Raw genomic sequence first — 22,828 nt, 5'->3', positions numbered from 1 at the left:
AATTCTGTTATAATCATATACGATTGTATAACGAGATAATTGCAAATGTAAAGCATATTTATGGAGGAATTTTATGTCGGATTATAAATTAAAAAATATATGTGATTTCGACCTGGCTCAGACATTGGAATGTGGTCAGTGTTTTCATTTTGTAAAGCTTGATGAGAATGATTATGTACTGACAGCAAAGGGACGTTTGCTGCATGTTTCGCAGCAGGCGGATACAGTTACATTCTATGACACGGAAGAGGATGAATATGTAAATGTATGGAAAGATTATTTTGACATGGACAGGGATTATTCGGAAATTAAGAATAAACTGCTGGAAAAGGATGATAAGTTAAAGGATGCAATTGAAAGTATGTGGGGTGTGAGAATTCTTAATCAGGATTTTTTTGAAACTCTTATATCGTTTATTATATCGCAGAATAAGCAGATACCTCATATTAAGAAGATTGTAGCTGATATATCTGCTAAGTTTGGTTCATATAAGGGGACATATGGCGGAGTAGATATGTATACATTTCCAACGCTTGAACAGCTTACCAATGCGAGTGAAGAAGATTTTAAAGAGTTAAAGACAGGATTCCGCGCACCTTATATTATGGATGCAATAAGAAGAAACATGGCAGGACAGTTTGATGAGAATGAACTTAAGAACATGGAGTATGACTCATGTATTAAGGAGCTTATGACAATAAAAGGCGTTGGCGAGAAGGTTGCCAACTGCGTAAGTCTTTTCGGACTTGGAAAGAAAGAAGCATTTCCTGTTGATGTGTGGATTAAGAGAATAATGGAGACAATGTATTTTGACGGTGAGGATACCCCTAAGGATAAGATTTCTGCATTTGCAAAGGAGCGGTTTGGCGGCCTTGGCGGTTTCGCACAGCAGTATCTGTTCTATTACGGAAAAACTATAAAAATGGGTATAAAGAAATAATTATTAATAAAATCTAAAAAGTATAATATATTTGAATTAGTTGTTGACAAATAAAAGTATGAAGTGTTACATTATGTGCAGTGGTTAGCACTCGGAAAGAATGAGTGCTAACAGAGATATGAATGCTGCCATGAAGGGTTCACTCTCATGTGAAGACAGCGGAATGGAGGAATATATAATGAAATTAGTACCATTAGGAGACAGAGTTGTTATTAAAGCATTAGTTGCAGAGGAGACTACTAAATCAGGAATCGTCCTTCCTGGACAGGCTAAGGAGAAGCCACAGCAGGCAGAGGTTATTGCTGTAGGACCTGGCGGTGTTGTTGATGGTAAGGAAGTTGTTATGCAGGTTAAGCCTGGTGATAAAGTTATCTATTCTAAGTATTCTGGAACAGAAGTTAAGCTTGATGAAGATGAGAATCTTATCATTGTAAAGCAGTCTGATATTCTTGCTATCATTGAATAATTGACAAAGTCAGTTACAGATGAGGGCGGTTTGAACATATAAGAAGTATATTTATTTAGGAGGCTATTATTATGGCAAAGGAAATTAAATATGGAATTGAAGCTAGAAAGGCTTTAGAGGAAGGCGTTAATAAGTTAGCTAATACAGTAAGAGTAACAATCGGACCTAAGGGACGTAACGTTGTTCTTGATAAGTCATATGGTGCGCCACTTATCACTAACGATGGTGTTACTATTGCTAAGGATATCGAACTTGAAGATGCATTTGAGAATATGGGTGCACAGCTTGTTAAGGAAGTAGCAGCTAAGACTAATGATGTTGCAGGTGATGGTACAACAACAGCTACTGTTCTTGCACAGGCTATGATTAATGAAGGTATGAAGAATCTTGCAGCAGGCGCTAACCCAATTGTATTACGAAAGGGAATGAAGAAGGCTACTGATTGTGCTGTTGACGCTATCGCACATATGAGCGAGAAGGTAACAGGCAAGGATCAGATTGCTAAGGTTGCGGCTATTTCAGCAGGAGATGAAGAAGTTGGACAGATGGTAGCTGATGCTATGGAGAAGGTTTCTAACGATGGTGTTATCACAATCGAGGAATCTAAGACAATGAAGACAGAGCTTGATCTTGTAGAAGGTATGCAGTTCGACAGAGGATATATTTCAGCATATATGGCTACAGATATGGATAAGATGGAAGCAGTTCTTGATAATCCATATATCCTTATTACAGACAAGAAGATTTCTAATATTCAGGAAATTTTACCAGTTCTTGAGCAGATCGTTCAGAGCGGTTCTAAGCTCCTTATCATCGCAGAGGATGTTGAAGGTGAGGCTCTTACAACACTTATCGTTAATAAGTTAAGAGGAACATTTAATGTTGTAGCTGTCAAGGCTCCTGGATATGGTGACAGAAGAAAAGAGATGCTTAAGGATATCGCAATCCTTACAGGTGGTCAGGTTATTTCTGAGGAACTTGGACTTGAGCTTAAGGATACAACAATGGATATGCTTGGTAGAGCTAAGTCTGTTAAGGTTCAGAAAGAGAACACAGTTATCGTTGATGGCGAAGGCGCTAAGGAAGATATTGATGCAAGAGTTGCACAGATTAAGGCACAGCTTGAGGAGACAACTTCTGAATTTGATAAAGAGAAGTTACAGGAAAGACTTGCAAAGCTTGCTGGTGGCGTAGCTGTTATCAGAGTTGGTGCTGCAACAGAGACAGAGATGAAGGAAGCTAAGCTTCGTATGGAAGATGCTCTTAATGCAACAAGAGCTGCTGTTGAAGAAGGTGTAGTATCAGGTGGTGGTTCTGCTTATATCCATGCTTCTAAGAAGGTTGCAGAGCTTGTTAAGACACTCAGTGGGGATGAGAAGATTGGTGCCCAGATTATCTTAAAAGCACTTGAAGCTCCATTATTTCACATTGCATACAATGCTGGTCTTGAAGGTGCTGTTATCATCAATAAGGTAAGAGAGTCTGAAGTTGGTACAGGATTTGATGCATACAAGGAAGAGTATGTCAACATGATAGATGCTGGTATCCTTGACCCGGCTAAGGTTACAAGAAGTGCATTACAGAATGCTACAAGCGTTGCTTCAACACTTCTTACAACAGAATCAGTTGTTGCTAATATTAAGGAAGATGCTCCAGCTATGCCAGCAGGTGGTGCAGGCATGGGCGGAATGATGTAATTCCACAGAATAATTAAAACTTACAGCCCGGTGGGTAATTTCCCGCCGGGCAAATTGCTTTAAAGAAAGGTTATTGAATTATGATAGAAGGAACAGTAGAGCAGATTGTTAAAGTTACCGCTCCTAAGATTTCAATTTTTTACAGAATAATACTTGTGATTGCATGTCTGCTTGCAGCGACAACAATTGTGCAGACAGGATGGCTGGGTGTAATAGTTCTTGTTGTATTTATATTCTTTACGGTATTTGTATTTGAATATTATAACGCTGAATATGAATATTCATATGTTAACGGAAATCTCACTATAGATAAGATTATGGCTAAGTCTATGAGAAAGAATGTGGGAAGTTTTGACCTTACAAGAGCAACTCTGGTTGCGAAAGTAAACAGTCAGGAAGCTTTGGGTAAGGCGAGACAGCAGTTAAGGACATACAATTGTTCATCAGGAGTAGATGACCCTGATGATATTGTAATATACACATATGACAATGACAGCAATGAGATGATAAGACTGTTTATGCTTCCTGATGATTCAATGAAAGAAGCAATAGTAAGTGCTGTTGGTAATGGGGTTGCACATTTATAAAAAATGTTTGACTTTTAGCGGCAGTTTTGTTATATTCTCTTGTAACATATTTATAAACTGACTAAGATGTCAGAGACTCGTAGAAACATCCGGATTAATTTATTTATTCGGATTTTTTCTATATATTAAAACACAACAGAAAGCGAGGATTTTAGCAAAATGGGTAAAATTATTGGTGAAGGCATTACATTTGACGACGTACTTTTAGTTCCACAGTATTCAGAAGTAACACCTAATATGATTGACCTCTCAACACAGCTCACTAAGAATATTAAACTTAACATTCCTTTAATGAGTGCAGGTATGGACACAGTTACAGAACACAGAATGGCAATCGCAATGGCTAGACAGGGCGGTATTGGTATTATTCATAAGAATATGTCAGTAGAAGCTCAGGCAGAAGAAGTAGACAAGGTTAAGCGTTCAGAGAATGGTGTTATCACAGACCCATTTTTCTTACATCCAGATAATACATTACAGGAAGCTAATGACCTTATGGGTAAGTTCAGAATCTCCGGAGTACCTATCACAGATGATAATGGCAAGCTTGTTGGTATCATTACTAACAGAGACCTTAAGTTTGAGGAGCATTTTGAAAGACCAATCAAGGAGTGCATGACAAGCGAGAATCTTATCACTGCTCCTGTTGGAACTACTCTTGAAGAGGCTAAGAAGATATTAGGTAAGGCAAGAAAAGAGAAGCTTCCTATCGTTGATGATGATTATAAATTAAGAGGACTTATTACAATTAAGGATATCGAGAAGAGCGTTAAGTATCCGTCTTCAGCACATGATTCACAGGGCAGACTTTTAGCAGGTGCTGCTGTTGGTATCACAGCTAATGTTATGGACAGAGTCCAGGCACTTGTTAATTCAAGTGTTGACTGTATTGTAATTGATTCAGCTCATGGTCATTCTAAGAATATTATTACAACTCTTAAAGAGATTAAGTCAGCATTCCCTGATCTTCAGGTTATTGCCGGTAATATTGCAACAGGTGCAGCTGCAAAGGCTCTTTGTGAGGCTGGTGTAGATGCTGTTAAGGTTGGTATCGGACCTGGTTCTATCTGTACAACAAGAGTTGTTGCAGGTATTGGTGTACCACAGGTTACAGCCGTTATGGACGCTTACGCAGAGGCTAAGAAGTATGGTATTCCTGTAATTGCTGATGGTGGTATCAAGTATTCAGGAGATATCGTTAAGGCTATCGCAGCAGGTGGTAATGTCTGCATGTTAGGAAGCCTTCTTGCAGGTTGTGATGAGGCTCCTGGTACATTCGAGTTATTCCAGGGAAGAAAGTACAAGGTATACAGAGGAATGGGTTCTATCGCTGCCATGGAGAACGGAAGCAAGGACAGATATTTCCAGACTGGTGCCAAGAAGCTTGTTCCTGAGGGTGTTGAAGGACGTGTTGCTTATAAGGGCCTTGTTGAGGATACTATATTCCAGCTTATGGGCGGTCTTCGTTCAGGTATGGGATATTGTGGAGCACCTACTATTCCAGTACTTCAGGAAACAGCTCAGTTTATTAAGATGTCTTCAGCAGCTTTAAGAGAGAGTCATCCACATGATATTCATATCACTAAGGAAGCTCCTAACTATTCAGTTGAGGATAAGTAATTATCAGTAAGAATTGTCATCCGGGCAGATTATTCTGCCCGGTGTTTTTTTCAGAAGCAAAATGTATTTTCTTCTGAAATTATTGCTATTAAATAACTATATGATGTATAATAAATTAAATATAATATATTTTAATGTGAATGATATAGAAAAGGTTATGGACAACGAATAATGTATAATTACCGTATTGAAGCAGAGTATGATGGTGGAAGATATGATGGATGGCAGAGACTTGGAAAAGATGCCAGCACCAATACAATAGAGAGTAAGCTTACAGAGATAATAAGCAGAATGACTGGAGAAACAGTTGATATGTATGCCGGTTCAAGAACTGAGAAGGGTGTGCATGCACTTTGCCAGACTGCTAATTTCAAGCTTGAGAAAGAAGTTAAAGCATTTGAACTTAAGAATTATCTTAACAGATATCTGCCAAGAGATATTGCAGTTATGTCAGTGACAGAGGTTGATGAAAGATTTCATAGCCAGTTGAATGCCAGACTCAGGATATATGAATACAGGCTGGATACAGGCAATGTAGCCAATGTGTTCCGAAGGAATATGCTTATCATACATTTGATATGCCTGATTTTGATGCGATGAGAAAAGCTGCAGGATATTTTGAAGGCAGGCATGATTTTAAAGCATTTACAACAGCTAAGAAGAGCAAGAGTACAGAAAGAACAATTAAGAGAATAAGTATAGAGTATGAAGGAACAAGAGCATACATAAGAATTGAAGCGGATGATTTTCTTCATAACATGGCAAGATATATGGTAGGAATGCTGCTTGATGTAGGTAACGGATTAAAGAAACCGGAAGATGTCAGGAGATGTCTTGACGGAGAGAATGTCCAGATGTCACTTCCAGCAGAGAGCTATGGTCTGTTCCTTGTTAAGGTGATTTACTAGATAATATTAAAGGTGGAGAATAATGAAGACAATTATTGAATTAATTACAGATGAACTTAAGAGTGTGTTCACAGAGTGTGGCTATGATGAATCATATGCAAGGGTAACTGTATCTAACAGACCTGACTTGTGTGAATTCCAGTGTAATGGTGCAATGGCGGCAGCCAAGGCTTACAAGAAAGCACCATTTATGATAGCAGATGAGATTGTTGCAAAGCTTGCAGACAACAAGATGTTTTCTAAGATTGAAAGCGTAAAGCCGGGATTTATCAATATTAATATATGTGAAGATTACCTGGCTGGATATCTTAATGAGATGTCTGAAACAGAGAAGTTTGGATATGTTAATTCAGAGGGCAATAAGACTGTTATCGTAGATTACGGTGGAGCTAATGCGGCAAAGCCTCTACATGTGGGACATCTTCGTTCAGCAGTTATCGGAGAGAGTGTTAAGAGAATTAACACATTTGTTGGTAATAAGACTATTGGTGATGTTCATCTTGGAGACTGGGGTCTTCAGATGGGACTTATCATTGAAGAGTTAAGAGACAGAAAACCGGAGCTGCCATATTTTGATGACAGTTTTACCGGTGAGTATCCAGAGGAAGCACCATTTACAATTTCAGAGCTTGAAGAGATTTATCCGGCTGCTTCAGCTAAGTCTAAGGTGGATGAAGCATTTGCAGGGAGAGCTCATGAGGCAACACTTAAGTTACAGAGCGGAGACAAGGCTTGCCGTGCTATATGGCATCATATTATGAATGTTTCTAAGGCTGATCTTAAGAAGAATTATGACAATCTTAATGTACATTTTGACTTATGGAAGGGAGAGTCTGATGCACAGCCATACATTGATGATATGGTTAATAAGATGATTGATGATGGAATCGCTCATGAGAGTCAGGGAGCAACTGTTGTTGACATACAGCAGCAAGGAGATACCAAAGAACTTCCTCCATGTATCGTAAGAAAGTCTGACGGAGCAGCCCTTTATGCTACATCTGATCTTGCTACTATTGTTGAAAGAGAAAAGTTATATAAGCCGGATACATACATTTATCTTGCAGATAAGAGACAGGAACTGCATTTTACACAGGTATTCAGAACTGCCAAGAAGGCTGGAATTGTAGCACCTGATGCGGATATGAGATTCGTAGGTTTTGGTACTATGAATGGTCAGGATGGCAAGCCATTCAAGACACGTTCGGGTGGTGTCATGAGACTTGAACATCTTATAGCTGATATTGATGAAGCAGTATATGAGAAGATTATGTCTAACAGAACTGTTGAGGAATCAGAAGCAAGAGATACAGCTAAGATAGTTGGTCTTGCAGCTTTAAAGTATGGTGACCTTTCTAATCAGGCATCTAAAGATTATGTATTCGATATTGACAGATTTTCTTCATTTGAAGGTAATACGGGTCCATATATTCTGTATACAATTGTAAGAATTAAGTCTATCCTTAACAAATATAAGGAGAATGGCGGAAGTCTTGAGAATCTTAAGATTATGGGTGCAAAAGAAGAAAGTGAGAAGAATCTGTCGTTATCACTTATTAAGTTTGCAGATATGATTGATGGAGCATATAAGGATAACGCACCACATAAGATATGTCAGTTCATATATGAAGTATCTAATGCATTTAATGGTTTTTATCATAATAATAAGATACTTTCAGAACCGGATGAGGTTAAGAAGGCAAGTTATATTGCTCTTATCAGCCTTACTAAGAGCATTCTTGAGCAGTGTATTGATTTACTTGCAATTGAATGCCCTGACAGAATGTAAAGGAGAAATTTGATGGGTAAATTATTATCATTTGCAATACCATGTTATAACTCAGCAGAGTATATGGAGCATTGTATTAATACAGTGATTGCTGGAGGGGATGAGGTTGAAGTTATTATAGTTGATGATGGTTCAACAAAGGATAATACATATGAGATAGCAAAGCGTTATGAGCAGGAATATCCAGAAATAGTTAAAGCTGTACATCAGGAGAATGGTGGACATGGTGATGCTGTTAATACGGGGCTTAAGCATGCTACAGGTAAGTTTTTTAAGGTTGTTGACAGTGATGACTGGGTAGATTCCAAGAGCTATAAGAGGATGCTTGCGACTCTCAGAAGTTTTGAAGAGGGTGAAGAGCCAGATATGGTTATCGCTAACTATGTGTATGAGAAGGTTGGAGCAAAGAGAAAGAAAGTTATTCATTATGAGAATGTATTTCCAGTTGGACAGATGTTTACATGGGATGACATTAATATTGGCGATTTTAAGGTTGACCAGTACATTCTTATGCATACTGTAGTATACAGAACGCAGCTTTTAAAGGATTGCGGATTACAGCTCCCTAAGCATACATTTTATGTTGATAACATATTTGTATTTGAGCCGCTTCCATATGTTAAGAAAATGTATTATGTTAATACGAATTTCTACAGATATTTTATTGGAAGAGAAGATCAGTCGGTTAATGAAAGTGTCATGATTTCGCGTATTGACCAGCAGCTATCTGTTAATAAGAGAATGATTGATTCGTTCATTTCAGAGAACCCTCAGAATATCAATTGCAGAAAGTATATGATTAATTACTTAAGAATTATGATGGAAGTATCATCTATTTTTCTTATTGTATCTGGAACAAAAGAACATCTTGAAAAGAAAAAGGCTTTGTGGCAGTATGCCAAGGATAAGGATGAGGCACTTTATAAGAAGTTAAGACACAGCCTTTTAGGATGGTCTGTTAATATTCCGACAGCTGCAGGAAGATGGGTGTCTAAGCAGGGATATAAGATAGCTAATAATATAATAGGTTTTAATTAATATATTTAGAGGAGAGTAAAATATGTCTATAATTGATGCATTCAGACTTGATGGAAAAGTTGCAGTTGTTACAGGTGCTAATACAGGACTTGGACAGGGAATGTCTGTTGCGCTTGCACAGGCAGGAGCTAAAGTTGTAGGAGTTGCGAGAAGATCATGTGAAGATACGAAGAAGCTATAGAAGCTGATGGAGGAGAATTCACAGAGGTTATAGCAGATCTTTCGGATATGGCAGCGATTGAGACTATTGTTAATGGAGCACTTGCTGCATATGGACAAGTTGATATTCTTGTTAATAATGCAGGACTTATTAAGAGAAATGATGCTATTGATTTTACGGAAGATGAATGGGATAGTGTTATTCAGGTTAATCAGAAGATGGTATTCTTTTTAAGTCAGGCATTTGCAAAGCAGTATATTAAGCAGGGACATGGTGGTAAGATTATTAATATTAATTCTATGCTTTCATATCAGGGTGGAATAAGGGTTCCTTCTTATACAGCAAGTAAGAGCGCAGGAATGGGTCTTACAAAGGCTATGTGTAATGAATGGGCAAGCCATAATATTAATGTTAATGCGATTGCACCAGGATATATGTCTACTAATAATACAGCACAGTTAAGGAGTGATTCTGACAGAAGCGAAGCTATTATAGACAGAATTCCGGCAGGACGCTGGGGTACTCCGGACGATATGAAAGGAGCGGTTGTGTTCCTTGCATCGGCTGCATCTGATTACGTTAATGGATTTACACTTGCTGTTGATGGCGGATGGCTTGCAAGATAATTAAGAATAAAAAAGCGTTTCAACTTTAACTGGTGAAACGCTTTTTTTATAGTTCCTAGAAATTGATTTTGCAAATGTTTCTATCAACATGTGACTTGATGTAGGCAGGAACAGCAGCTTTAATGTCATCTGGCATGTCCTTCTGGCTTAACATGACAATCATGCGTCCTTTGTTAAATAACATGTAATAGCCAAATTTGTTGTAAACATTAGTGAACTGATTCCATTCGTATGTATATACAAGGTTATGGTCAGGAATATCAGCCATGATAGCATTATCCATAAGAGTTATAGTACAAGGCGCTTCCTCAGATGGATCTCTGTGTTTCAGGTGATAGTTCACGCTTGACTTGAACTGGTATCCGAATATATATAACGGATAAAACCAACATACAGCATAAAGAATCAACAGAAAGCTTGAGTAAAAATGCAGACACAGAAGCACGATAGATATAACTGCAGGTGTCCATGACAATATAAGTTCGATAGGGTTTCGTACGAATCTGTTCCAGAAAACTATTCTGGAATAATCTTTTCCAGAAGCTTTTAGTGTTGTGTTGAATTTAATAATATCCATAATAATCCTCATAAATAAATTGATATAAAGATATAATAACACCCCATCTGATATAAAACAATTAATTATCTGTTAAATTAAAAATATGAGTTTTCAAAAGGCTCGTAATAAGCTATAATATTATTAATATTTATATGGCGTAAAAGTAATGTTTTGAGAAGGGGTAAGGGCATAGGTATGGGGCTTCAAGGCATAACGGATAGTGGAACAATTATTTATAAAGGGAAGTCTTCCTATGAGGTTGTACAGAAGATTCTTGATAATATAGATTCTGGAATTGTTGTGTGTGCTACGGACTCAGGAGAGGTGCTTTTTGAGAACAGAATTGCGGCAAAAGTGCCGGAAATCCATAGAACAATTATGGATTGTATACACAATGCTCTGGAAAGTGGTGATGTACAGGGTAGAATTGGTACACCGATGGAAAGATATAATACGGAATCAGGTCTGTGGTTTGAGGTGAAGTTCACACAGCTGGTGTGGATTAGTGGGATTAATGCAATTGCTGCATCAGCAGCTGATATTACACAGAAGAAAAAGAACCAGCAGAAGATAGAATATCAGGCACACAATGATTTTCTTACAGGCTTATACAACAGGATGAAATGCGAGGTTGATTTAAGGAAAGCAATAAAAGATTCAGTGCAGAACGGTAATAAGGGAGCTGTATTATTTATAGATCTGGATGATTTCAAGCATATCAATGATGGGCTTGGACATCAGTATGGCGATATCCTGTTACAGCAGATAGCAGCGGGGATTGCAGGTATTCCAGGACTTCGGGGACATTGTTACAGAATGGGTGGAGATGAATTTGTAATAATTGTTGAACCGGAGCTTTTTGGGGATCTGGATAAGGTTATTAACAATATAACATTATTATTCAATAAACAATGGTATCTTATGGAAACAGAGTATTTCTGCACAATGAGTATGGGAATAGCATTCTTTCCTGACAACAGCGTGGATGTACATGAGATAACAAGAATGGCAGATGTTGCGATGTATGCAGCCAAGCGTTCAGGAAAGAACAGATATGTATATTATAGCAGCGAAGTAGAGAGTGCAACTTCCCAGCGTCTTGATATTGAGAACAGTATGAGACAGGCGGTTTCTACAGGAATAGACGAATTCGTAGTATTCTATCAGCCGGTTGTGAATGCTGATACGCAGCAGTGTACATCATGTGAAGCACTTGTCAGATGGGATAGCAAGGCGCTGGGTTTTATGGGACCTGGAGAGTTTATCCCACTTGCAGAATATCTTGGGCTAATTACATCAATTGGTGATTACGTTCTAGAGGAAGCATGCAGACGCTGTAAACTGTGGAATGATAATGGACATCCGGATTTCTATGTTAATGTTAATCTATCGGTTGTACAGCTGTTACAGAAGGATGTTGTAGAGAATATCAAGAAAATTCTTGAAAAAACAGGAGTTAATCCTAAGAATGTTGTACTTGAGATAACAGAATCATTTGCAATTAATGATATGCATAGAGTTATGGAAATTATCACAGGTCTCAAGAAACTGGGACCTAGAATAGCACTGGACGATTTCGGCACAGGATATTCTTCACTTAATTATATAAAGCAACTTCCTCTTGATATTATTAAGGTTGATAAAACATTTATAGACGATATTGTGGAAGATGATTATGCACAGGCATTTGTAAAGCTTATAGTTGATCTCTCGAAGACTATTGGAACTAAGATAGTTGTTGAGGGTGTTGAACATAAGGAGCAGTATGATTTGCTCAAAAGACTTGGAGTAGATTACATACAGGGATATTACTTTGGTAAACCTGTACCAGCTAAAGTCTTTGAAGAAAATAACTTAGAGGGGAGATTGGGCGAATGAACATATTGATTAAACAAGGCAGAGTACTTGATCCTGCAAGTAAAACAGACAAAGTTATGGATGTACTTATCAAAGATGGATTTGTTGCATCTATGGAGGAGAACATTGACGAATCACAGGCGGATGATGTAATTGACGCATCAGGATGCATGGTTATGCCAGGACTGGTTGACCTTAATGCACATTTCAGAGAACCGGGACTTGAACATAAGGAGACTATAAGAACAGGTTCAAGAGCTGCAGCAAGAGGTGGCTACACAACTGTGTGCATGATGCCTAATACGAAACCTGTAATTGATAATGTTGATATGTTACAGTATGTAACCGATAAGGCGGAAGAGGTTACTGACCTTAATCTGTATACAATAGCAGCCATGACTGCGGGTCAGGAGGGAGAATATCTTACTGATTTCGAGGCACTTAAAGATGCAGGGGCCATTGCAGTCAGTGATAATGGTGGAACTATCATGAATGCGAGAACTGCAAGACAGGCTATGAGACAGGCCGCAGAGGTTGATATCCCTGTATTTGCACATTGCGAGGATACTAACCTTGCAGCGAGAGGTGTAATGAATGCGGGCGAGAGAGCCAAGGAACTCGGTCTTTTCGGAATAATGGATGCGGTAGAAGATGTTATTGTTGCAAGAGATATTCTTCTTGCCAAGAATACAGGGGCAAAGCTACATATCAGCCATGTGTCTAATAAGGAGTCTGTATTCATTATTAAGACAGCCAGGGAGCAGGGGATTAATGTGACAGCAGAGGTTGCACCACATCATTTTACCCTTACTGAAGAAGCAGTTAATGGTGATGATGCTAATTTTAAGATTAATCCTCCATTAAGAAGAGATGATGATGTTAAGGCAATTAAGGAGGCACTTGCTTCAGGTGTAATTGATGCTATTGCAACTGATCATGCACCACATCATCCGACTGAGAAAGCAAGGCCTTTTGATGAAGCTCCATTCGGAGTTGTAGGCCTTGAGACAGCAATTCCTGTTACTATTACGGAACTTGTAAGAACAGGCATACTTACTCCATTACAGATGGTAGAGAAAATGAGTTATAATCCGGCTAAGATTATAGGAATTGACAGAGGTGTATTGGCACCAGGAAAGGTGGCAGATATCGCAGTTGTTGATCCTACAGCGGAATATGATATTGACAGCAACAGATTTGCTTCAAAGGGAAAGAATACTCCATTTGAAGGAAAGCATGTGTATGGAAAAGTGTTATATACAATTGTTAATGGAAGAGTTGTATACTCAGATCATAATGGAACTGAAATTCTTATTGAAAGAGAAGTCCCAAAGTTGTAAAATAAAGTGATTTTGCGTATGAATTAAGGAGGCTAAAGTAGATTAATGATTAAGAAGCTTGTTGATAAGATTGTAGAGACTAATGCACCAATAGTTGTAGGACTTGATCCGATGATGAAGTATCTTCCAAAGCATCTTGCAGATGCTGCATTTGAGCAGTATGGTGAGACACTTGAAGGAGCAGCAGAGGCTATATGGCAGTATAACAAAGGCATTATAGATAATATATATGACATTGTTCCAGCTGTTAAACCACAGATTGCAATGTATGAGCAGTTTGGAATTGAAGGACTTAAGGCATTCAAGAAAACAGTTGATTACTGTCACGAGAAAGGCATGATTGTTATCGGTGATGTTAAGAGAGGCGATATCGGTTCAACTTCTGAGGCTTATGCGGTAGCACATCTTGGAAAGGTAAATGTTGGCTCTAAGGCAATTACTCCTTTTGACGAAGATTTTGCAACTGTTAATCCATATCTTGGCTCTGATGGTATCAATCCATTTATTAAGGTTTGTAATGAGCAGGACAGAGGTATATTTATACTTGTTAAGACATCTAATCCTTCAAGTGGAGAATTCCAGGATCAGCTTATTAACGGAAGACCATTATACGAGTTAGTTGGTGAGAAGGTTAATGAGTGGGGAGCTTCAAGCATGGACGGAGATTACAGTAATGTCGGTGCGGTTGTTGGAGCTACTTACCCAGAGATGGGAAGAGTATTAAGAAAGGTTATGCCTAAGGCGTATATCCTTGTACCAGGATATGGTGCACAGGGCGGACAGGGCAAGGATCTTGTTGATTTCTTTAATCCTGACGGACTTGGAGCTATTGTAAACAGCTCAAGAGGAATTATTGCAGCATATACTAAGGAACAGTATGCGAAGTTTGGTGAGAAGAACTTTGGAGAAGCTTCAAGACAGGCTGCTCTTGATATGATTGCTGATATCAACGGAGCACTTGGCAAGTAATTATACATATTTACACACAGGTTAATAATGGAGATTATTATGGCGTACAGAGAAAATGCGAAGATTCTTAAGGCGGATTGTCTTGCTGACGGAGTCTATGAAATATGGTTTGAAACAAAGGATATTGCTAAGGCCGCTAAGGCAGGACAGTTTATATCAGTATATTCTAATGATGGTTCAAGAATGTTACCAAGACCTATCAGTATATGTAAGGTTGAGAATAATAATTTAAGAATTGTATTCAGAGTTGCCGGCAAGGGAACAGAAGAGTTTTCTAAGATGAAGGTAGGAGAATATCTTGATATTCAGGGACCTCTTGGCAATGGCTATGACTTGGAAAAAATTGCTGCAGAGCTTAAGACAGAAGGCAGAAGCTTTGATAAGGCTATTCTTTTCGGTGGTGGAATAGGTGTTCCTCCTATGCTTGAGCTTGCAAGAAGATTAGACTGCCACAAGAATGTTGTAGTTGGTTACAGAAACAGCCAGACTTTTCTTAAGGAAGATTTTGAAGCAGTTGCTGATACAGAAGTGTATATTGCAACAGAAGATGGAAGCGTTGGAGCGAAGGGTAATGTATTAGATGCCGTAAAACAGGAAAAGGTTGAGGCAGATGTTATATTTGCATGTGGACCAACTCCTATGCTTCGTGCAATTAAGGCATATGCACTTGAGAATGATATTCCTTGTTATGTATCATTAGAAGAGAAGATGGCATGCGGAATTGGTGCATGTCTTGCATGTGTATGTAAATCAACTGAGATTGACGACCATTCTCAGGTTAAGAATAAGAGAGTGTGCAAGGAAGGTCCGGTATTTAATGTTAAGGAGGTAGAACTGTAATGAGCGATATTAATATGTCAGTCAATATTGCAGGAGTTGAATTAAAGAATCCTGTGACAGTTGCTTCCGGAACATTCGGCTCAGGCATGGAGTACGGAGAATATGTTGATCTTAACAGACTCGGTGCAGTAACAACAAAGGGTGTTGCCAATATTCCATGGCCGGGCAATCCTACACCAAGAATTGCTGAGACTTATGGTGGAATGATGAATGCTATCGGATTACAGAATCCGGGACTTGATACATTTGTAAAAAGAGATATTCCATTTCTTAAGCAGTACGATACTAAGATTATTGTTAATGTTTGTGGAAAATCTGAGGCAGATTATGTGGATGCTGTTGAAAAGCTTGGCGAACAGCCAGTTGACCTTCTTGAAATCAATATCTCATGCCCTAATGTCAAAGAGGGTGGAATTGCTTTCGGACAGGTTCCATCTTCTGCGGAGGCTATTACTAAGGCGGTTAAGAAGGTCGCAAAGCAGCCGGTTATTATGAAGTTAAGTCCTAATGTTACTGATATTACAGAGATGGCAAAGGCTGTAGAGGCAGGTGGTGCAGATGCGGTTTCACTTATCAATACTCTTACAGGTATGAAGATTGATGTGAACAGAAGAACATTTGCAGTAGCTAACAAGACTGCCGGTGTGTCAGGACCTGCTATTCACCCAATCGCAGTAAGAATGGTTTATCAGGTTGCCAATGCAATTAATCTTCCTATAATCGGAATGGGTGGAATCAGAACAGCAGAGGATGCACTTGAGATGATTATGGTTGGTGCAAGTGCAGTTGCTGTCGGAACAGCGAATTTTAATGATCCATATACAACTATTAAGGTTATTGATGGAATCAGGGAATATATGGAAAAGAATAATGTAAAAGATATTAAAGAACTTATAGGCTGCGTAAAGTGATTTTTTACCGGTCATTAATCTAAAAAGACATGACAGTCATCATTAAGGTGACTGCCATGTCTTTTTGATTATAATGTTGCTGCGATATCTTCAGCAATCTGTTCAGGAGTAAGGTGATTGTCCTTTAATACTTCTGCGACATTGTATCTGTCGATAAATTCTTTCTTAATACCGAAGTTTAATACCTTCATGTCAGAAGAACCATAGAATGCTGCAATCTTAGCTCCGAAGCCGCCTTCAAGGTAGCCGTCCTCAAGAGTTGCAACTACTGCGTGGTCTTTCTTTAATTCATTAAGAGTGTCTGCGTCAATACCTGAGATATAGTAAGGATTGATAACAGTTGCGTCAATTCCGTGTGAAGTCTTAAGAATATTAGCGGCTTTTACAGCAGTTTCATAGAAAGTTCCAAGCCCGAGGATAGCAACTCTGCTTCCTTTCTTAGTAATCTCGTAAGTGTCAAGCTTGCTGAAATCTTTAGTTACAGGCGTGCCTGTTGAAATCATGCTGCCACCCGGAACTTTAATAGCAACAGGATACTCATTCTGTGTTAAAGACCAGTCAAGCATTGCAATATAATCTTCCTTAGTAACAGGTGCAAGATATACAAGACCAGGAATACTGTTAAGCATAGGAATATCCTGAAGTCCAAGATGTGTAACATCATTCATTCCATATACAGAGCCTGCAAATACTGCAAATGTTACTGCATTTCCGTTGATACATACATCTTGTGTAATCTGGTCATAGGCTCTCTGTATAAATGAGCTGTAAACGCCAAATACAGGCTTTCCGCCGTTAGCAGCGATACCGGAAGCTAATGCAACAGCAGTTTCCTCTGCGATACCAACATCAACAAACTGCTTTCCAGCCTTAGCTCTCATGTCAGCAGTAAATCCCATAACAGTAGGAGTTCCGGCTGTGATTGCAACAACACTCTTATCCTCGTCCATCTTCTTTAACAGATATTCTAAAGAAGCGTCAGAGAAATCAGGCTCTTCGTCCTTGAAAAGAGATTCACCGGTTGCGATATCAAAAGGCATATGCCAGTGCCATTTTTCTTTGTTCTGTTCAGCAGGTGCATAACCCTTGCCTTTAAGCGTATTAATGTGGACAACAACAGCTTTTTTAGTATCTTTAACCTTTTCAAATGCTTCAATTAAAGAAGCAATATCATTTCCCTTATCAACATAGATGTAATCAAGGTTCATTGCTTTGAAAAGATTACATTCAGACTGTCCATTTGTTTCACGAAGAAGCTTTAAGTTGGCATAAAGACCACCGTGATTCTCAGCAATAGACATATCGTTATCGTTAGCAACAATAATCATGTTGCCATTTAATTCAGAAGCAAAATCAAGACCTTCCAAAGCCTCGCCGCCGCTTAAAGAACCATCACCTATAACAGCGATTACATTACCATCTTCACCGTTTAAATCTCTTGCTTTGGCAAGACCACAGGCAAGACTTATAGAAGTTGAAGTATGACCTACAGTAAAGAAATCATGTTCGCTTTCGTCCGGATTAGTGTATCCTGACACATCATCATAATGCTCCTCATAAAGATATGCATCTTTTCTTCCAGTGAGCATTTTGTGAGGATAGCACTGGTGTGATACATCAAATACGATTTTATCTTTAGGCGAATCAAATACATAATGCATGGCGATGATTGCTTCTATCATACCGAAGTTAGGACCAAAATGTCCGCCGTGTTTGCTGGCTCTTGTAAGAAGGGCGTGACGCATTTCTTCTGCAAGGACATTAAGCTGCATAATGTTTAATTTCTTCACATCAGCAGGACTGTTAATATTCTCAATATACATGTTTTCTGATACTCCTTATCTTATATTTTAATACATTTTATATGATAACACCTAAAGTCAGGTTTAGGTCAAGAGAAATCTTTATGACTTGCGTTGGCGGGCATATCAGGCGGGAAAGACCTACTAGGAGCGGGAAAGAGCTGCGGTTAGTAGGTAAATCCAGCACAATACAAATCAACGCAAAGACGCATTGAAACGGGAAAACATTTATGATAAAATAAAAATCAATATTGAATATGAAGCAGCACCGCCGGACAGCGGGGCTGAATAAGGAGGATATAATGGAGCAGTATAAGCAGGAATTTATAGATTTCATGGTAGAGAGTGATGTGTTAAAGTTTGGAGATTTTACTTTAAAGAGTGGAAGAAAGTCACCTTTCTTCATGAACGCAGGTGCGTATGTTACAGGACACAGCTTGCAAGACTTGGAGAGTATTATGCAAAGGCTATTCATGAAACATATGGTGATGATTTTGATGTACTGTTCGGACCAGCATATAAGGGAATTCCAATCAGCGTAGTTACAGCAGTTGCATATGCAAAGCTTTACGGCAAGGAAGTAAGATACTGCTCAGACCGTAAGGAAGAGAAGGACCATGGTGCTGATAAGGGCGGATTTCTCGGAAGCAAGTTAAAGGATGGCGACAGAGTCATTATGATAGAAGATGTAACAACATCCGGCAAGTCGATGGAAGAGACAGTTCCTAAGGTAAGAGGGGCAGCAGATGTTACTATTGTAGGACTTATGGTTTCACTTAACCGTATGGAAGTAGGCCTTGGCGGAAAGGTGAGTGCGCTTGAGGAGATTAAGGAAAGATACGGTTTCCCAACAAGCGCAATTGTATCTATGGCAGATGTTGTAGAACACCTTTACAATAAAGAGTGTGAGGGTAAGGTAGTTATTGATGATGCACTAAAAGCAGCAATTGACAAGTATTACGCAGAATATGGTGTTAAGAACGCATAAAACTGATGTTAATGGAGGGTTAACTATGGAAGAGAATCTTTATAAGAAATTAAAGTCAGTAGGAGCTTCTAATCTTGTATTTGGTATCCTGATAATACTCTTTGGTATCGGTGCAGGTGTTATGATGATTATTAATGGTGCAAGACTTCTTGCACACAGATCAGATAGCTTATTCTAGTGAAGGGGAACTGCCTGGTGGGTTAATTATGCCTGCCGGGCAGATTTGTTATGAAAAAGAAACATTATGTAACGCTTATAAAATGGGCGCTTTTTGTTATATATATGATTCTGCTCTTTTATGTAGTCTTTTTCGCAGAAGGAATGGGAAGGGCAGAGATAGCCAGCGGTTACAAATACAATCTTACACTGTTCACGGAAATAAGGCGCTATTGGCGTTATCTTGGACATTTTGACTCGCTTGGCTGGATAGCATTTCTTAATATAATTGGAAATGTGCTGGCATTCATACCATTTGGAATATTCGTGCCGTGGCTTTCCAATGGCAGAATTAATGTTTTTGCTACATTTGCATATGGATTCGCACTGTCGCTTACAATAGAAACAGTACAGCTTATATGTAAGGTCGGCTGCTTTGATGTTGATGACATTGTGCTTAATGTACTGGGAGCATTGTGCGGTTATGCGGTATATGCGATAGCATACAGAATAGTTAAAATGTTTAGTAAAAAGGACAGGTGAAAAAATGAAACTTTTTAATAAATACAAGTTCTCTGATAAAAGTCAGGCACTTGGTGGTTTGATATCGACTGCGATGGGAATACTGTCATTGCTTTCTTTTGGTTACGGAGTGTATCTGTCTTTTAAAGCAGCAGGAGAAGGCGGCTTAAGAGTAGGAAGTCTTGGAATATTAAGCCTTATCTTAGCGGTAATTGGAACAGTAATCGGACTAATCAGCTTCAAAGAAGATAATAAGTTCTACGGAACTTCGAGATTTGGTTCAATGCTGTGTGGGGTAATAGCAGTATTTATGATAGCAGTATTCTTAATGGGAATATAATCCTTATCAGGGCAGAAGGAGAAAGAAATTGTTTAATGATAATGTAGAAGAGCGTTACGCTCTTGCAATAGAAAGAATTAAAGAGATAGCAGAGGAACCTGGGCTTAAGACGGATGGGTTTGCAGATTATTTCAAATGTATTGCCACATTTATTCTTAAGATGGATAAGCTTGCGGCTGACTTAAAAGCTGATGTTTTCAGAGATTGTTCACTTGAAGAGTATAAGAATGTGAATACAGGACTGTATGAAGATGTAATTGGCAAGGCTTATGAGACAAGCTACGCTAATCCGGCATATGCAGCTTCAAAGTTAGGGCTTTCAGAGGGAAGACTTTTGTCATTCCTTTATGTTGAGATAAGAGGAATGATTGTGTATGCATATGAAGGCAGAATGGCAGAGATGACAGCACTTATGGAGCTTTTTGTTGAAGTGTACTGCATGTGTGCATCGACTGAGGAAGACTGTGGAAAGCCAGATTATAAGCAGATGAAAGAATCTGTGTACTGGTATGTGAGCGATTACAGTGATGACCTTATGGAGTACAGGGTAAGAGAGCTGTTAGACCCTGAACTTGATTTTGCAACTAAGATAATTATGGAGTCTGACCTTACAGATGTAAGATATCTGTACAGATTCGGTGAGTATGTTACTGACAATGAGATTAAGACAGCAGAGTATCTTAGTTCGCTCAGTGAAGAAGAAATCCAGAAGATGGCAGACACATTTACTGAAGGGTACAGAATCGGATTCGAGCTTACAGGCAAGGATTTGTCTAAGAAGAAAACAGTTAATATAAGATACTGTCTGGGATTTGAAAGACTTGTGAGGGCTGAGATTAAGAACTTTGAAAAGCTTGGCCTTAAGCCTACAATATACAGAGCTGCGGTCAACACTATTAATAAGAGACTTAACATCAAGGTTGGTTATTACGGTGCGAATCCTAACAAACAGATGGATTTTGACCATCGTTTTGACAATGCGCTTTATATGGACGGAGAATTCATTGAGAGAAAGACAGGCGCACTGAGGCTTGCTTATGAGAAAAACAAAGAGCTTGCAGCAGTTCATGGTGGACCTGCTGTTATGGAAGTGTTTGGTGAAGTGCCATTTGAACCACAGATTAAGAGTGAAGCGTTAAGCCTTGATGCAAAACAGCAGAAGCTTTCTGTGAAATACAGCAATGACGCGGGAAGTATTGTTAATGAGTATATCAAAGGCGAGGAGAGAAGCTTTACAATAATTGCTTATCCGGTACCGGAGATTGGAGAGAATTTCGAGGAAATATTCGAGGGTACTGTTAAGATTAATACCCTGGATTATAACAAATATAAAGCTATCCAACAGGCACTTATTGATGTACTTGATACAGCACAGTATGTTGAGGTTAAAGGAGCTAACGGAAACTGCACAGACATGAAGGTTTCTATTATGAAGATAACCGACCATAATACGCAGACTGTATTTGAGAACTGTCTTGCGGACGTTAATATTCCGCTTGGAGAAGTATTTACATCACCTGTGTTTAAAGGTACAACGGGCGTTCTTAATGTGAGCAGTGTATATCTTAATGATATTAAATTCAATAATCTCAAGGTGTGGTTTGAGGATGGATTTGTTAAGGATTACACATGCACCAACTTTGAAGATGAAGCTAAGAATAGAGAGCTTTTCAAGGCAAATGTGTTATATGACCATGAAACACTGCCGCTTGGGGAGTTTGCTATAGGAACTAACACTACTGCGTATGTATTTGCCAATAAGCATGATATCGTGTATAAGCTTCCAATTCTTATTGTCGAGAAAATGGGACCGCATTTTGCAGTTGGTGATACATGCTATTCGAGAGCAGAGGATGTGTATGTAACGAATCCCGACGGTAAGGAGATTATCTCGAGGGATAATGATGTTTCACTCCTTCGTAAGACTGAGCCTGACAAGCTTATTATAACTGCCATACAGATATTACAATTCCATATGATGAGATTGGCAATATCACAGTTGTGGCAGAGGACGGAACAAGAAAAGACCTGATTAAGAATGGCAGATTCGTGCTTGATGGCACGCTTGCACTCAATGATGCATTTTTACAGGAACAGTAAAGATGTAATATGGGCTTTTTCTTGACGCGTAGTTTAAAACAAAGTACAATAATATTTAAGTGTTTTTCACTGATAAAATTATATATCTATCGGACATAGGAGGTTAATATGGCTTTAGTAGGAATTGTTATGGGAAGTGACTCTGATATGCCTGTTATGGCAAAGGCAGCAGACATTCTTGAACAGTTAGGAATTTCGTATGAGATGACAATTATCTCAGCACACAGAGAGCCTGACGTATTCTTTGAATATGCTAAGAGTGCAGAGGAGAAGGGATTTAAGGTTATTATTGCAGGTGCAGGTATGGCAGCACATCTTCCGGGTATGTGTGCAGCTATTTTCCCAATGCCTGTTATTGGTATTCCAATGCACACAACATCACTAGGCGGTAGAGATTCATTATATTCAATAGTACAGATGCCTACAGGTATTCCGGTTGCAACTGTTGCTATTAACGGCGGTGCCAATGCAGGTATTCTTGCAGCCAAGATTCTTGCAACATCTGATGCAGCACTTCTTGAAAGGCTTAAGGATTATACTAAGAATCTTAAGGAAAGTGTTCAGAAGAAGGATGCCAGACTTCAGGAAGTCGGTTATAAGAATTATTAATTAG

Annotated in this window: 21 protein-coding genes and 2 pseudogenes; 21 read left to right on the top strand and 2 right to left on the bottom strand. The window is 38.8% G+C overall.

Annotation, left to right across the window (positions count from 1 at the left end; translation table 11 throughout):
• The first annotated feature begins 73 nt into the window (after positions 1-73).
• The 10 genes and pseudogenes from DW963_RS10375 (at position 74) to kduD (ending at position 9,831) form a co-directional block, all read left to right on the top strand.
• The gene (locus tag DW963_RS10375) at positions 74-940 is read left to right on the top strand and encodes a DNA-3-methyladenine glycosylase family protein (protein ID WP_055215735.1); all 867 of its coding nucleotides are present in this window, start codon (positions 74-76) and stop codon (positions 938-940) included.
• Between the two features lie 178 nt (positions 941-1,118).
• A complete protein-coding gene (locus tag DW963_RS10370; protein ID WP_041688456.1) occupies positions 1,119-1,406 on the top strand; it encodes a co-chaperone GroES in 288 nt (95 codons plus the stop codon).
• Positions 1,407-1,477: 71 nt separating this feature from the next.
• Positions 1,478-3,103 (top strand): chaperonin GroEL, encoded by a 1,626-nt coding sequence (groL, locus tag DW963_RS10365; protein ID WP_117915604.1) that lies wholly within the window; start codon positions 1,478-1,480, stop codon positions 3,101-3,103.
• An 80-nt stretch (positions 3,104-3,183) separates the two neighbouring features.
• Complete coding sequence (locus DW963_RS10360; protein ID WP_117915603.1) at positions 3,184-3,690, top strand: DUF6106 family protein; 507 nt, start codon at positions 3,184-3,186, stop codon at positions 3,688-3,690.
• 159 nt (positions 3,691-3,849) lie between these two features.
• On the top strand, positions 3,850-5,310 hold the full coding sequence (guaB, locus tag DW963_RS10355; RefSeq protein WP_117915601.1) for an IMP dehydrogenase: 1,461 nt from the start codon (positions 3,850-3,852) through the stop codon (positions 5,308-5,310).
• Between the two features lie 171 nt (positions 5,311-5,481).
• On the top strand, positions 5,482-5,910 hold the full coding sequence (locus DW963_RS13790) for a tRNA pseudouridine synthase A (protein ID WP_243004275.1): 429 nt from the start codon (positions 5,482-5,484) through the stop codon (positions 5,908-5,910).
• A complete protein-coding gene (locus tag DW963_RS13785) occupies positions 5,889-6,218 on the top strand; it encodes a tRNA pseudouridine synthase A (RefSeq protein ID WP_243004274.1) in 330 nt (109 codons plus the stop codon). Before DW963_RS13790 ends, DW963_RS13785 begins: the two co-directional genes overlap by 22 nt.
• A gap of 22 nt (positions 6,219-6,240) precedes the next feature.
• Positions 6,241-8,007: an arginine--tRNA ligase gene (gene argS / locus DW963_RS10345; protein WP_117915599.1), complete on the top strand. Its 1,767-nt coding sequence runs from the start codon at positions 6,241-6,243 to the stop codon at positions 8,005-8,007.
• 12 nt (positions 8,008-8,019) lie between these two features.
• Positions 8,020-9,045, top strand: a complete 1,026-nt coding sequence (locus DW963_RS10340) for a glycosyltransferase family 2 protein (protein WP_117915597.1) — start codon at positions 8,020-8,022, stop codon at positions 9,043-9,045.
• Between the two features lie 22 nt (positions 9,046-9,067).
• Positions 9,068-9,831, top strand: a pseudogene (gene kduD, locus DW963_RS10335) (2-dehydro-3-deoxy-D-gluconate 5-dehydrogenase KduD).
• 55 nt (positions 9,832-9,886) lie between these two features.
• Here the strand turns inward: kduD and DW963_RS10330 are convergent.
• Positions 9,887-10,408, bottom strand: a complete 522-nt coding sequence (locus DW963_RS10330; RefSeq protein ID WP_243004273.1) for a hypothetical protein — start codon at positions 10,406-10,408, stop codon at positions 9,887-9,889.
• A gap of 177 nt (positions 10,409-10,585) precedes the next feature.
• Here DW963_RS10330 and DW963_RS10325 point away from each other — a divergent pair, with 177 nt between their 5' ends.
• The 5 genes from DW963_RS10325 to DW963_RS10305 are packed head-to-tail and all read left to right on the top strand — an operon-like array spanning position 10,586 to position 16,307.
• Positions 10,586-12,268, top strand: coding sequence for a putative bifunctional diguanylate cyclase/phosphodiesterase (locus tag DW963_RS10325; protein WP_286169311.1), 1,683 nt, complete (start codon positions 10,586-10,588; stop codon positions 12,266-12,268).
• A complete protein-coding gene (locus tag DW963_RS10320; protein WP_117915593.1) occupies positions 12,265-13,587 on the top strand; it encodes a dihydroorotase in 1,323 nt (440 codons plus the stop codon). Before DW963_RS10325 ends, DW963_RS10320 begins: the two co-directional genes overlap by 4 nt.
• A gap of 45 nt (positions 13,588-13,632) precedes the next feature.
• The gene (pyrF, locus tag DW963_RS10315) at positions 13,633-14,556 is read left to right on the top strand and encodes an orotidine-5'-phosphate decarboxylase (protein ID WP_117915591.1); all 924 of its coding nucleotides are present in this window, start codon (positions 13,633-13,635) and stop codon (positions 14,554-14,556) included.
• Between the two features lie 39 nt (positions 14,557-14,595).
• Entirely contained in the window at positions 14,596-15,396 is an 801-nt protein-coding gene (locus tag DW963_RS10310) for a dihydroorotate dehydrogenase electron transfer subunit (RefSeq protein WP_117915589.1), read from the top strand.
• Between the two features lie 8 nt (positions 15,397-15,404).
• Positions 15,405-16,307 (top strand): dihydroorotate dehydrogenase, encoded by a 903-nt coding sequence (locus DW963_RS10305; RefSeq protein ID WP_334299502.1) that lies wholly within the window; start codon positions 15,405-15,407, stop codon positions 16,305-16,307.
• A gap of 68 nt (positions 16,308-16,375) precedes the next feature.
• Here DW963_RS10305 and DW963_RS10300 read toward each other — a convergent pair whose 3' ends face one another.
• Complete coding sequence (locus DW963_RS10300) at positions 16,376-18,130, bottom strand: 1-deoxy-D-xylulose-5-phosphate synthase (RefSeq protein WP_117915586.1); 1,755 nt, start codon at positions 18,128-18,130, stop codon at positions 16,376-16,378.
• 281 nt (positions 18,131-18,411) lie between these two features.
• On the opposite strand from DW963_RS10300, the pseudogene pyrE reads away from it, so the two are divergent.
• From pyrE to purE, 6 genes and pseudogenes are all read left to right on the top strand, one after another.
• Positions 18,412-19,097, top strand: a pseudogene (pyrE, locus tag DW963_RS10295) (orotate phosphoribosyltransferase).
• 25 nt (positions 19,098-19,122) lie between these two features.
• Entirely contained in the window at positions 19,123-19,275 is a 153-nt protein-coding gene (locus DW963_RS13440; RefSeq protein ID WP_022097792.1) for a hypothetical protein, read from the top strand.
• 50 nt (positions 19,276-19,325) lie between these two features.
• The gene (locus tag DW963_RS10290) at positions 19,326-19,796 is read left to right on the top strand and encodes a VanZ family protein (RefSeq protein ID WP_286169309.1); all 471 of its coding nucleotides are present in this window, start codon (positions 19,326-19,328) and stop codon (positions 19,794-19,796) included.
• Between the two features lie 4 nt (positions 19,797-19,800).
• Complete coding sequence (locus DW963_RS10285) at positions 19,801-20,115, top strand: DUF6142 family protein (protein WP_012738795.1); 315 nt, start codon at positions 19,801-19,803, stop codon at positions 20,113-20,115.
• 28 nt (positions 20,116-20,143) lie between these two features.
• Positions 20,144-22,147 (top strand): aminopeptidase, encoded by a 2,004-nt coding sequence (locus DW963_RS10280; protein WP_353652815.1) that lies wholly within the window; start codon positions 20,144-20,146, stop codon positions 22,145-22,147.
• Between the two features lie 176 nt (positions 22,148-22,323).
• On the top strand, positions 22,324-22,824 hold the full coding sequence (purE, locus tag DW963_RS10275; RefSeq protein WP_012738797.1) for a 5-(carboxyamino)imidazole ribonucleotide mutase: 501 nt from the start codon (positions 22,324-22,326) through the stop codon (positions 22,822-22,824).
• Positions 22,825-22,828 lie beyond the last annotated feature (4 nt).

Origin of the sequence: Eubacterium sp. AM46-8 (assembly GCF_003466705.1) — a bacterium.
In the GTDB taxonomy this organism is placed as follows: domain Bacteria; phylum Bacillota; class Clostridia; order Lachnospirales; family Lachnospiraceae; genus Lachnospira.
The sequence above is the reverse complement of the archived record's forward strand: the minus strand, read 5'-3'. Positions and strand labels throughout refer to the sequence as shown.